The organism is Cellulomonas chitinilytica, assembly GCF_016862675.1.
In the GTDB taxonomy this organism is placed as follows: Bacteria; Actinomycetota; Actinomycetes; order Actinomycetales; family Cellulomonadaceae; genus Cellulomonas; species Cellulomonas chitinilytica.
In genome coordinates this window covers 260,725-273,261 of record NZ_BONK01000005.1, presented here as the reverse complement: position 1 = coordinate 273,261, position 12,537 = coordinate 260,725, and the positions used below count along the sequence as shown (strand labels likewise).

Sequence of the window (12,537 nt, the reverse complement as noted above, 5' to 3'; positions counted from 1 at the left end):
CGTCTCAGCCTCTCGTGAGGTCGCGGCGGGCGGAGCGGAAGATGAACAGCGTGACGACCAGGCACAGCGCCGTCAGCAGCACGGCGATCGAGCTGCCATAGCCGTACTTCCCGTACGCGAACGACGTCTGGAACATGTAGAGCGTCAGCGGGGTCGTCGAGCTGCCAGGGCCTCCGTTGGTCAAGGCGAGCACCGAGTCGAAGATCTTGAGCGTGCCGTTGATGCTGAAGATCACGGACGACAGCAGCACCGGGAGGCAGAGCGGGATGACCACGGACCGCACGAGGCGGAACCCGGTGGCGCCGTCGAGGCGTGCCGCCTCGAGCATCTCCTCGGGGATGTCGATCAGGCCGGCGTACAGCAGGACCGCGTAGAAGCCCATCGAGCGCCAGGACTCCATCAGGATCAGCACCCAGAACGCTGTCGTGCTCGATCCGAACCAGTCGACACTCTGGATGCCGAACAGGTTCAGAAGGGAGTTGACGGGCCCGGTGCGAGGGGCCGACTCGAACAACTGCTGGAAGAGCAGCGAGACAGCCACCGTCGGCAGGACGACCGGGAAGAACGCGAGCGTCCGAACGAGGTTGGACGCTCGCTTCAGGACGAAGACGTACAGCAGGGCGAGCGCGTAACCGAGCGCCACCTGGACGATCGTGAGGACGACCGCGAACCGCACCGTGAAGGACAGTGCCTCGCGTGTGTCGGCGTCGCTGAAGAGGTGCTGGAAGTTCTGCAGTCCCACGTACTCGAAGCCGGTGATCGTGTTGCCCTCGAAGAGGGTGTAACCGAACGACCACAGCACCGGGACGAGGATGACCAGGGTGTAGATGGTGAGGGCGGGGGCCAGCAGCAGCAGGATCGTGCGGCGGTCGCCAAGAACTTGCGTCATGGGGGTCTCTCTCAGTTCTGCTCTGCGGCGAGCGACTCTGCTCTGCGGTCAGCGGCCGGGCGCCCCGGGGTGTGGGGCGCCCGGCTACCGATCAGCTCTCGGGGAGCTCCGCCTGGATCTTGCTCATGAACTCCTCGGGGCTGAGTCCACCGGTGACGAGGAGCGAAGCGTTGGTCTGGCTCTCGGTCGAGGCGCGCGGGGGGAAGAGCGCCTCGAACCACAGAACCGTGTCCGTGGTCTTCCCGATCTGGTCCTGGACGGCCTGCGTCAGCGGCGGGACGTCGCCGACGTCGCCGTTCACCTTGAAGCCGGTGATGACGCCCTGGTCCTTCAGGGACTGCGCACCGAAGTTCCGCGCGATGCAGCCGAGCCAGTGCTTGGAGCCCTCGTCGTAGCGGTCCTGCGAGATGGCGAGCGGGACACCGACATTGGCAGCGAGCTGGTCAGCCGAGCCCTTGCCACCCTCGACCGCCGGGAACGGCATGAAACCGATGTTGTCGTTGCCGATCTTGTTGGCCTCGGGGTCGTTGAAGTTTCCGAGGATCCAGCTGCCCATGTAGAACATCGCGGCGTTGCCGGAGAGGAACTGGTTCACGGCGGTCGTGTAGTCGATCGACCCGACCGAGGGGCCGAAGTAGCCCTTCGCGCCGAGGTCGGCGACCTTCGCAGCACCCTCGACGTAGTCAGAGTCGGTCAGGCGTGCAGACCCGTCGGCGACCTTGGCCAGAGCGTCGGGGCCGACGCTCCGGTAGATGTAGTTGCCCACGAGACGGGTGAGGGGCCACCCGTCCTTACCGTCGGCCGAGAACGGCTGGATGCCGGCCGCGTTGAGCTTGTCGGCAGCAGCGACGAGGTCGTCCCAGGTCGTGGGAACCTCGATGCCGTTGTCCGCGAAGAGCTTCTTGTTGTACCAGATGCCCTCGACGTTGAACTCGGTGGGCAGGACGTACACCTGGCCGTCGTAGAGCGCCTCGATGGTCGACTTCGCCGCCGGGATGATCGCGTCGTCCAGGCCCATCTCGCCAAGCTCGGCACCGATGTTGACCAGGGCGCCGGACTTGTTGAGGTCCTTCGCGATCTGCGGCGAGTTGCCGCTCGCGAGGAGCGACGGCAGGTCGCCCTGGCCCGCCTTGAGCTGGATCGACTGGTCGTACGACGCCTGCGCGAGGTTGTCGATCTTCAGCTTCGCCTGGCTGTTGGCGTCGCTGCACTCGCCCGTGGACAGCGCCGTCAGCGTGTCCTTGATCGAGGTGTTCTCGGCGAACGACAGGTACGTGAAGTCCTCGCTTGCCCCGCTCGTCGAGTCGGAGCCGTTGGCAGAGCCAGAACAGGCCGAGAGCAGCAGCGCTCCCGTCGTGGCGACACCCAGGATCGCTGCGACCTGGGTCCGCCTCCGTCCACGCGTCAACATCACACTTCCTCCTTGAAATGCTTGGTTGGGCGCTTTGAAGCGCTTCAGAGCGGGACAGTAATTGGACGCGGGTCTAGGTTCAAGCCATGAAGACGCGGAAGAGCAAAGTCAAATAGTGGACATCCACGCCGCTGATGGAGGGGTGGTTGCAGCGCTTCAATTCACCCCTTACGGTTTGGGCGGGTTCACCGTGCTGCACTAGGCACCGCGAACCCTCGGAACCGAGATGAGGACACGTGGCGCAGAACAACCGATCCGGTGGATCACGCGCGGGCATCAGCGACGTCGCGTCGCTGGCCGGCGTCTCGCAGGGCACTGTGTCGAACGTGCTCAACCATCCGGACCGCGTGACGGCCGAGACGCGCGCCCGTGTCGTGCGCGCCATGCAGATGCTCAACTACGTCCCCAACGGCCTCGCCCGCTCGCTGGCCGCAGGCACCAGCACCGCGATCGGCCTCGTCGTCACCGACCTCAGCAACTCGCTGTTCATCGACATCGCCCGAGGAGCCGAGCGGGCAGCCGAGCTCACCGGCGTGAACCTGATGCTGGCGAACAGCGACGGCCGTCTCGACCGCGAGTCGAGCTACCTCACGCTCTTCGCACAGTCGCAGTTCGCCGGGATCCTGATGACGCTGAACGACGAGCACCACTTCGCGGCGATCGCCGCCATGTCGACGGGCACCACGCCGCTCGTCATGCTCAACTTCGACGCTCCCTCGACCCGGTTCTGCAGCGTGTCCGTCGACAACGAGCTCGGCGGCTACCTCGCCGCCCAGCACCTGATCGACCTCGGCCGCCGCCGCCTCGTATTCGTCGGCGGCCCCGACGAGCTCAAGCCGGTTCAGGAGCGCGGGCGCGGGTTCCGGCGGGCATTGCGGGAGCGAGGGCTGTCGAGCGTCCGAGAGCTCATGCCCGAGCGCATTAACCGAGCTGACGGCTGGCAGATCGGTTCCGACCTGGCCGCCGCAGTCGCGGCAGGAGAGGTTGACGGCATCTTCGCGTCGTCAGACCTTCTCGCCGCCGGCATCATGCAGGCCTTCGCGAGCAGCCCGGGAATCTCGGTGCCGGACGATGTCGCGATCGTCGGCTACGACAACAACCAGGCAGCCTGGGATAGCCCCACGCCGATCACCACGATCAGCCAGCCAGGCGAGGCGGTGGGGAGCATCGGGGCCGAGCTCGTACAGGAGGAGGCGGCTGCGCGGAACGGAGGTCACGAGCACCGCTCGGTCATCCTCGCCCCGGAGCTGATCGTCCGTCGCTCGACGTCGAGCACAGCCGAGGTGGACGGCTCGCTGGAACCTGCGTTCTAGCCTCGGCCTCTAGGGCGTGTCTCCCAAGTCGAGGCGTCTTCGAGCGCTTGGGGTTGAACCGGTGTCGATCGATGCCACAGAGCCCACGACGGCCACGTCCTGACCGTCGTGGGCGACGTCGTCGTCCTCGACGTCGGACGTCCTGAGCCCCCGTGCAGCGATCAGGTGCCGGACGACGCTGCGACGGTGGCAGCCGTCACCGCGGCGGTGACGGCCGCGTTCATCGCGGTGATCGCCCGCCGCACGGCTTCCCCGGCGAACTCGCCCTGCGCGATCGTGCGGGCCCGTCGGCGAAGCTCTCCGCGAGAGAGGTCGACCGGTCCGACGACGGCCGGCACCTTGTCGACCGAGTGCAGCAGCGAGACGAGCGCGGCCTCGCGGTCTGTCGGGGTGCGGCCCACGACGAGGACGTCCCGCAGCCCGGCGCGGACCTCGGTCTCGTGCGTGGCGTCGACCACGGACCACCGGGTCACCGGGAAGAGGCCCAGCGCCTTCTCGTCCCGGCGGCGCAGGAACCCGGCGTGCGCGAGGCGATCGACGACTACCGGCCGCAGGCCCTTCTTGAGCGGGCCGAGCAGGTCCTTGGCTCGGCGGGGCTTCGTACCGGCGACCCGAGCGAGAGCCACGTCGAGCAGGGCGTCGCCGGTCGGGGACCCGTCGACGACCACCACCCGGCCCTTGCCGACCGGGTGGCCCGGCGCGGTCACGTCGACGCGGTGGTGCATCGCGAGGTCGAGGAGCACCGCTCCCGCGAGCACCAGGTCGAACCGGGTGCCGTCCAGCGCCGGGCGGCCGGTCGTGTCGTCGGTGAGCAGCAGCAGGACGTCCTCGATGAGCAGCATGCGGCACACGCTAGCGACAGGGGCTTCGTCTCTCCCGCGGTCGTCGTCGACGCGTTCTCCCGGCGCCACACCCGGCTCGGGCTACCTCAGGCTCGCTTAAGACATCTGTCACGGGTCGGCGGTGCGGACCGCACGCTGATCGTGTGCGGCCGGGCACTGCCGCCCGCGCAGCTCGGGCCGGACGCTGGCGGTATGACAGAGACAGCAGCAGTCGAGGTGAGCGACCTGTGGCGCTCGTACAAGGGGTTCGACGCGGTACGGGGCGTGAGCCTGACCGTCCGCCGCGGGGAGCTCTTCGCCCTGCTCGGCACCAACGGTGCGGGCAAGACCTCGGCACTGGAGGTGATCGAGGGGCTCGCGCCGCCGACGAAGGGCACGGTGAGGGTGCTGGGGCATGACCCGATGCGCGAGCGGTCCAAGGTCCGGCCGCACACCGCGGTGATGCTGCAGGAGGGAGGCCTGCAGGCTGGGCTCACCGTGACCGAGACCCTCCGGATGTGGGCGGGGACGCTGACGAGGTCACGGCCGATCGACGAGGTCATGGACCTGGTGGACCTGCGGGACCGCGCACGAGTGATCGTCCGGCAGCTGTCCGGGGGTGAGCGGCGCCGGCTCGACCTGGCGCTCGCCATCGTCGGGAAGCCGGAGATCCTCTTCCTCGACGAACCTACCGCGGGACTCGACCCGGAGAGCCGGGCACGCACGTGGCTGCTGGTGCGTGAGCTCCTCGCCTCGGGCGTCACCGTACTGATGACGACCCATCACCTGCACGAGGCTGAGAGGCTCGCTGACCGGCTGGCCATCCTGCATCACGGGGTCGTGGTCCGGGAGGGCACACCCACGCAGGTGGCCGCGGCGCACGCCCACCGGGTCGTCTTCCGGACCCGGCGCGCGCTCCCGTCGCTGATCGGAACCGTTGACGTCGTCGGGGACACGGTCACGGTCACGACGACCGACGTGCCCGCCACACTCGCGGTGCTGGATGCGTGGGAGCCAGGCCTCGAGGTCAGCAGTCGGCCGGCGACACTGGAGGAAGCGTTTCTCGAGATCGCGGCGGGGGTGGCGGCATGAGCCGCGTCGGCGCGCTCGCGCGGGCCGAGGGGACGTTGCTACGTCGCGACCCGATGGCCCTGATCACGGCGATCGGGGTGCCCGTGATCTTCGTTCCCTTGCTCGCGTGGTCGGGCATCTACGACGACAACTCGGGAGGCCTGGTCGCCGCGCTGATCGCCGTCACGATCCTGTGCAGCGCCTACATCAACCTGGTCACCGCCCTCGTCGCACGCCGCGAGAGCCACGTGCTCAAGAGGCTGCAGACCGGGGAGCTGCGGGACTCCGAGATCCTGCTGGGCACCGCGGCCCCCGCGATCGCGCTCACCTGGGGCCAGTCGCTGGTCGGTGGCGTGCTCGTCGTGGCGCTGATCGGTGCCTTGGGTGGCTCCGACATTCCGCTTGCCGCGGTTGCGGTCCTGCTCGGGACGGCGGTGTTCGTCCTGCTCGCGATCGTCAGCACGGCCTTCACGCGGACGCCGGAGCTCGCGCAGGTGACGACGCTGCCGGGCTACCTGATCCCGCTCTTCCTCAGCGGGGTGATGTTCCCGCTCGACGCCTTTCCTGACTGGGTGCAGGCCGTCGCGCCGTACTCGCCGCTGAACCCGGTGGTCGACCTGCTGACCATCGCTCTGGCCGGGTCGCGCGGACCCGTCCTGGCGCCGCTCGCGATCCTGGTCGGGTGGCTGGTGCTCTCCGGCTTCGCGGCCCGGCGGTGGTTCCGGTGGGACGTGCGCAGGTGAGACTTGCGCTCGTCGGCGCGGCACGGGGTAATGACCCGGTGACGACGGACGAGCAAGGGCGGCGCAGGATCGACCTGCTGACGCGTTGGCAGCTGTACGCCCTGTCCGCGAGCGCCCCCCTGGTGATGGTGCTGGTCGTCGTCGGCAGCGGTGGCACGAACAGGTTGAGCGGCCGGCAGACGGCGGCCCTGCTGGCCCTCGTCATCGCGCAGACCGGCGCGTGCCTCATGGTGCTGCGCGCAGGCGTCGACCGTCGGGTCGGTGGCGAGCGTCCGGTGCGCCCGCCGCTGGTCGCAGCATGCAGCCTCACCCTGCTCGGGGTGCTGGTCTCGGTCGCGTTCGCCGACGACACCTCGCCCCTCACCTTCGGGCCGGCCGCGGGCGGTTCGGCGATCCTGTTCTGCACTGCGCTGACCGCCGCGGTGAGCCCGCTCCTGCGGCCGATCCGGCTCGCGGTCTGCGTCGCGGTGCCCGCTGCACTGCTCTACGTGGTCCAGTCCGTGACGCAGGACACGGTCGCCTGGGCCATGAACTACGCGCTCGCCGTCGGCGCCGCCGCGGCGATCTGCGGAGCGACCTTGTGGATGCTCGACGTGCTGTGGCAGATGCATGCCGCGCGGGGCGTGGAGGCGCGGCTCGCCGTCGCGGAGGAACGCCTCCGGTTCTCGCGGGACCTGCACGACGTGCTCGGCCGCAACCTGGCCCTCATCGCGATCGACAGCGAGCTCGCCGAGAAGCTGGTCCTTCGCGGACAGGACGGGTCCGACGAGCTCCTGGCGCGCATCCGGCAGACCGCGCGGGACTCGATGCGGGAGCTGCACGACGTCGTCGGCGCCTACCGTTCGACCGACCTGACCACGGAGATTGCAGGTGCGCGGTCGGTGCTGCAGGCGGCGGGGATCGAGACCCGCGTCGTCGGCGACGGCGGCGACCTGCCGCAGGACGCGCAGACGACGCTCGGCTGGGTGGTCCGGGAGGCGACGACGAACATCCTGAGGCACAGCGACGCGACGGCCGTGACGTTCGACCTGGCTGTGGACCAGGAGGACACCGTCCTGACGATCGGCAACGACGGTGCGCACGCCGCCGGGAAGGGCGGCACCGGACTGGTGGGGCTGCGCGAGCGCCTGGCCGCCCGCGGCGGTGACGTGGTGGTCTCAGCCGAGGGCGGCCCGTCGGCGCACGGCACGTTCGTGCTGGTCGCACGACTTCCGGTCGGCACATGATCCGCCTCCTGCTCGCCGACGACGAGAACCTCATCCGCTCAGGCCTGGCTGCACTGCTCGACCTCGAAGACGACCTCGAGGTCGTGGCACAGGCCCGCACCGGGAGCGAGGCGGTCGCCACGGCCCGCATGCACCGCCCGGACGTCGCTGTGTTGGATCTTCAGATGCCGGACCTCGACGGCATCGCGGTCGCCGAGGCCCTGGCCCAGGAGCTCCCGGGCTGCGCGTGCGTGATCGTGACCAGCCACGGGCGACCCGGGCACCTCAAACGCGCGCTCGCGGCCGGGGTGCGCGGGTTCCTGCCCAAGACCGTCTCCGCGCACGTGCTCGCGGACGTCGTCCGGTCGGTGCACGCGGGCGGCCGGTACGTCGACCCACAGCTCGCTGCCGATGCCATCAGCGGCGGCGACAACCCGCTCACCGCCCGCGAGGCCGACGTCCTCGAGCTCGCCGCAGACGGTGCACCCGTCGACGCGATCGCCCGAACGGCCTCGTTGTCGGCGGGCACAGCCCGCAACTACCTGTCAGCCGCGGTCACCAAGCTCGGCGCCGCCAACCGGCACGACGCGGTCCGCATCGCGCGGGACCGGGGCTGGATCGCCTGACCACGTGGGCGCTCGAGCTGTGGCTCTGGGGTCGGCGGCGCGCCGTCGGAGGACGACGACCGCGCTCCGGGGCCTCCACTGAGGCCAGGGCGAGACACGACAAGTCGAACGCGAACCCACAGACACGCCCTAGTCGTGGCGGTGTGCCGGACGGTTCACACTCGGCGCAAGCGCTCCTAACCTGCTCAAACCCATCCCCGAGAAGATTCGGGCCCCGGCCTACGCCGCCGTCGACCAGGTCCGCGACGGCGCACGGGCCGCCGAACTCACCGACCTGATGGACCCGTCCACGTGGCCCACCAGGATGCGGGTGATCGTGCGCAAAGAACGACCCCACCGGCGTGCGGCTGCGCTTCGAGGGCGTCGCCGGGATGCGGATCACCGCGTTCGTCACTAACTCGATCCGCGGGCAGGTCACGGACCTCGAACTGCGCCGCCGCCGCGTGCACTGCGAAGAACACGACCATCGCGCCGCCCCCGAACCTCACATCGCAGCCCGATGAAAGATCGAGGCTTACTGACGACCCAATCCCGCAACGAGACGAAATTCGTTGCTTAGAACAAGCATTCTCGTCACGGATGCGACCGTTGTCCGCTTCCAGTGATCAACCAGCGAGACAAGTGCGACCACAATTTCTTCGCTCCGCCTCGCGCGCCCTGCGGCCGACTTCGGGCGAGCATGCCCTTCGTTAGGCGTGTTACCGAGTCGTAGCATGCGGGCATTGTTCCTGTCTCGCCACTTTAATTCGCGTTCTGACTGTTTGCCCCTCTCCGCGGCACCCGAAACGCTGAAGCGCGACTTGACCTCATCGACGGGCAACGCCCGGCATCACCGGCGGTCTCACCGGCGACAGACCAAGGCTGGTAGCACCGGCACCCGACACCCAAGGAGTTCCATGAAGGGCACCAAGCCATTGGTAGCTGCGGGCAGCATCCTGCTGCTCACAGCGTGTCTCGCGATCACCACCGCCGGCACCGCCGTCGGCGTAAACCCGCAACGACCTTCACCGGCGGTCGGCAAGCCTGCTGGCCCGTCGGACGAGGCGCGCACCTCAGCGCTCGCCCGGGCCAACAACGCCGTGAAGGAGCACCGCCGCGAGCTGCGCGCCAGCGGGGCCGACGTGTTCAAGGCGCGCCCCGGCCCGCTCGTCGACCGCGATGGCACTGCGCACGTGCGCTACGACCGCACCTACAGCGGGCTGCCGGTTCTTGGCGGCGACAGCGTCGTGCATGTTCAGGCGGACGGCACGCTCCTTTCCGTGACGCAGACGTTGGACGAGCCAATCAGCGTCTCCACCTCGGCAGCGATCACGAAGGCCGCCGCGGAGTCTGTTGGGCGCGCGCAGTCGACCGGGCGCATCGAGTCAGTCTCCAGCGCCCTCGTCGTCGACGCCCTCGGCGGCCAGCCGGTGCTTGCCTACGACGTCCTCATCACTGGCAAGAAGACCGATGAGACGCCGAGTCGCCTGCACGTGATCGTCGACGCGGCGAGCGGCCAGATCGTCCGCTCTGCCGACGAGATCATGGACGCGAGCGGGGAGAGCATCTACTCCGGCACGGTGAACTTCGTCTCCACCCTCGCGACAGGTGGCCGCTCCTCGGTCGACCCCACGTATGGCAACAGCGCGACCGACGTGAGCAACGTGTCTGCCGCGAAGGAGGTACCCGGCACGCTCTTCGTCGACACCGACGACATCTGGGGCAACGGGACCAACAGCGACCGTGCGTCCGCCGCGGTCGACGCCATCTATGGCGCAAACCTCTCGCACTCATATTTCAAGAACGTCCACGGCCGTGACGGCATCTGGGGCGACGGCCGCGGTGTTCGCTCCCGCGTCCACTACGGAACGAACTACGCCAACGCCTTCTGGGACGGCACTCAGATCACCTACGGTGATGGTTCCACCGGCGCGAAGCCGTTCACGTCGATCGATGTGGCCGCTCACGAATACATGCACGGCATTACGGAGAACGTGTCTGGGCTCAGCTACGCCTACGAAGGCGCGGCGTTGCATGAGGCGCTCAGTGACATCTTCTCGGTCGATGTCGAGTTCTACGCGAACAACCCGAACGACGTACCTGACTACTTCCTGGGCGAGAAGATCGATTACAACGGCAATGGCACGCCGACACGGTACTTCGACAAGCCCTCCAGGGACGTCAAGTCCTTCGACTGCTACCCCGGCAACTTCGACAGCGTGATCGACCGCTTTGCCAGCGCGCACTCCGCCGGCGGACCGGCTCGGCTGGCCTGGTTCCTGATGGCTGAAGGCAGCGAGCCGAAGACCATCAACGGCACCGTGTACGACGGCTACACCTGCATCACCACCACGGTGAACGGCATCGGTCGCGACGTGGCGACCAAGATCTGGTACCGCGCCCTGAGCACCTACTTCACCAGTGGGACTCGCTACTCGAGCGCCCGCTCCGCCGTGATCAATGCAGCGGCCGACCTGTACGGCAAGAACAGCACCCAGTGCGCGACGGCGCAGGCTGCTTGGGACGCCGTCACGGTGCCGGGCATCACCTGCGCTGATGCGACCGGCACCGGCGGTGGGGGTGGCGGCACGACCCCGCCGCCCGCGCCGGCCAACCTCGTCGCCAACCCGAGCTTCGAATCCGGAACCGCCTCGTGGACGGCACCGACGGGCGTCGTCCGCAGTGACACCGGCGGCGCCCGTACCGGCGCCTACTTCGCTCGGTTGAACGGACGGGGGACCTCCAACAGCCAGACGCTGTCGCAGAAGCTCACCATTCCCACCGCGACCAGTGCCAGCCTCTCGTTCTATCTGCGGATCACCTCAGCCGAAACCAGCACTTCCGCCCGAGACACCCTGCGAGTGCAGGTCGTCGACGGCAGCACCACCACGACGTTGGCCACCTACAGCAACGCCAACAAGAACACCGCCTACGACGTGCGCACGTTGAACCTGACGGCGTACGCCGGCAAGACCGTCATCTTGCAATTCGTCGGCACGGAGAACGCCGGCCTTGCCACGGACTTCAAGCTCGACGACCTGTCACTCACGACGTCCTGACGACTGACTGACTGACTGGGCCCCGGCATTCATCCGCCGGGGCCCAGTCGGCTTCGTGGAGCCCGAGGCCGCCCACTCGACCGCCGTACGCGATGGAGCCGACAGTGTGGTCCTACAGCAGGGCGCGGTAGAGCTCCTCGATCTCCGTGATCGAGGCCTCGCGCGGGTTGCCGCCCGCGCAGACATCCTCGAAAGCCGCCTTTGCGAGGGCCGCGACATCGCGGTCGCCGGCGCCGACTGCGGTGATCGTTGTGGGGTTCCCTAGTTCGCGGGTCAGCTCCGCAACTGCACCGACTGCCGCGGCACGCGCCTCCTCCAACGGCATCGTGTGGGCATCCGCCACACCGAAGGCTGCGGCAATGTCGCGGTACTTCTCGCCCGAGGCCGGGGCGTTGAAGGCCATCACGGGGGCGAGAAGAATCCCGTTCGCAACTCCGTGCGGGGCTGAGTAGAAGGCCCCCAGCGGGTGCGCCATGGCGTGCACGAGACCGAGCCCCACGTTCGAGTAGCCCATGCCGGCGACGTACTGCGCCAGCGCCATCCGGTCGGCCGCGTCGGCGTCGCCATCAGCAGCAGCCTTCAGCGACGCCGCGATCACCTGGATCGCCTTGAGGTGGAACAGGTCCGAGAGCTCCCAGGCCCCCTTGGTGGTGTAGCCCTCGATCGCGTGCGTCAGAGCATCGAGCCCGGTGGCGACCTTGAGGGCGCGTGGCGCCGTCGACATCATCTCGGGGTCGACGATCGCGAGGATGGGAATGTCGTGGGGGTCGACGCACACGAACTTCCGCTGCCGTTCGACGTCGGTGATGACGTAGTTGATCGTCGTCTCGGACGCGGTGCCAGCCGTTGTGGGGACCGCGACGATCGGCACCGACGGGTTCTTCGTCGCCGCGACACCCTCGAGCGACCGCACGTCGGCGAACTCGGGGTTCGCTGTGATGATGCCGATGGCCTTGCAGGTGTCCTGCGGTGAGCCGCCGCCGATCGCCACCAGCACGTCGGCGCCCGCGGCCGCGAACGCGGCGACCCCGGACTGGACGTTCTCGATGGACGGGTTCGGCTGGACGTCGCTGTACACCTCGTACGTAAACCCCGCAGCGTCCAGCAGGTCGGTGACCTTGCGGGTGACGCCCGCCTCGACCAGGACCGCGTCCGAGACGACGAACGCCTTGCCGAAGCCACGCCTCGCGAGCTCGCCGGGAATGACGTCGATCGAGCCTGGGCCGAAGTACGCGGTCTGGTTCCAGATCATGCGCTGTGCCACGGTGCACCCTTTCGGTATCCCCGGCGCCTCGGGCCCGGGCCTTCTGAATCGGTTCAACCATTCATCCACCCGCGCCCGGTTCAGGCTTGGGTCGAAGGTCCCCGCGCCGGCAGGCGCCGCCCACAGCCAGGGGGTGTGCAGGCTGTGGCATGAGCC

General features: G+C 68.5%; 10 protein-coding genes and 1 pseudogene. 7 read left to right on the top strand and 4 right to left on the bottom strand.

Annotated elements, in window-relative coordinates:
* Positions 1–4 precede the first annotated feature (4 nt).
* Positions 5–889, bottom strand: a complete 885-nt coding sequence (locus Cch01nite_RS09535; protein ID WP_203751988.1) for a carbohydrate ABC transporter permease — start codon at positions 887–889, stop codon at positions 5–7.
* A gap of 91 nt (positions 890–980) precedes the next feature.
* A complete protein-coding gene (locus tag Cch01nite_RS09530) occupies positions 981–2,300 on the bottom strand; it encodes an ABC transporter substrate-binding protein (protein WP_203751986.1) in 1,320 nt (439 codons plus the stop codon).
* 236 nt (positions 2,301–2,536) lie between these two features.
* Between Cch01nite_RS09530 and Cch01nite_RS09525 the strand changes: the two genes are divergently transcribed.
* Positions 2,537–3,613 (top strand): LacI family DNA-binding transcriptional regulator, encoded by a 1,077-nt coding sequence (locus Cch01nite_RS09525; RefSeq protein WP_203751972.1) that lies wholly within the window; start codon positions 2,537–2,539, stop codon positions 3,611–3,613.
* 161 nt (positions 3,614–3,774) lie between these two features.
* Here the strand turns inward: Cch01nite_RS09525 and Cch01nite_RS09520 are convergent, their stop codons facing one another.
* Positions 3,775–4,455, bottom strand: coding sequence for a GOLPH3/VPS74 family protein (locus tag Cch01nite_RS09520; protein WP_203751970.1), 681 nt, complete (start codon positions 4,453–4,455; stop codon positions 3,775–3,777).
* A gap of 192 nt (positions 4,456–4,647) precedes the next feature.
* Here Cch01nite_RS09520 and Cch01nite_RS09515 point away from each other — a divergent pair, with 192 nt between their 5' ends.
* The 6 genes and pseudogenes from Cch01nite_RS09515 (at position 4,648) to Cch01nite_RS09490 (ending at position 11,117) form a co-directional block, all read left to right on the top strand.
* Positions 4,648–5,526, top strand: coding sequence for an ABC transporter ATP-binding protein (locus tag Cch01nite_RS09515; protein ID WP_203751968.1), 879 nt, complete (start codon positions 4,648–4,650; stop codon positions 5,524–5,526).
* On the top strand, positions 5,523–6,248 hold the full coding sequence (locus Cch01nite_RS09510; RefSeq protein WP_203751966.1) for an ABC transporter permease: 726 nt from the start codon (positions 5,523–5,525) through the stop codon (positions 6,246–6,248). Before Cch01nite_RS09515 ends, Cch01nite_RS09510 begins: the two co-directional genes overlap by 4 nt.
* A gap of 38 nt (positions 6,249–6,286) precedes the next feature.
* Positions 6,287–7,474, top strand: coding sequence for a sensor histidine kinase (locus tag Cch01nite_RS09505; RefSeq protein WP_203751963.1), 1,188 nt, complete (start codon positions 6,287–6,289; stop codon positions 7,472–7,474).
* Entirely contained in the window at positions 7,471–8,079 is a 609-nt protein-coding gene (locus Cch01nite_RS09500) for a response regulator transcription factor (RefSeq protein WP_203751961.1), read from the top strand. Before Cch01nite_RS09505 ends, Cch01nite_RS09500 begins: the two co-directional genes overlap by 4 nt.
* A gap of 211 nt (positions 8,080–8,290) precedes the next feature.
* Positions 8,291–8,537 (top strand): annotated as a pseudogene (locus tag Cch01nite_RS23045) (IS1380 family transposase); the annotation flags it as partial.
* A gap of 438 nt (positions 8,538–8,975) precedes the next feature.
* Complete coding sequence (locus Cch01nite_RS09490; protein ID WP_203751956.1) at positions 8,976–11,117, top strand: M4 family metallopeptidase; 2,142 nt, start codon at positions 8,976–8,978, stop codon at positions 11,115–11,117.
* A gap of 112 nt (positions 11,118–11,229) precedes the next feature.
* Here the strand turns inward: Cch01nite_RS09490 and fucO are convergent, their stop codons facing one another.
* Positions 11,230–12,450 (bottom strand): lactaldehyde reductase, encoded by a 1,221-nt coding sequence (gene fucO / locus Cch01nite_RS09485; RefSeq protein WP_239070178.1) that lies wholly within the window; start codon positions 12,448–12,450, stop codon positions 11,230–11,232.
* Positions 12,451–12,537: the final 87 nt, after the last annotated feature.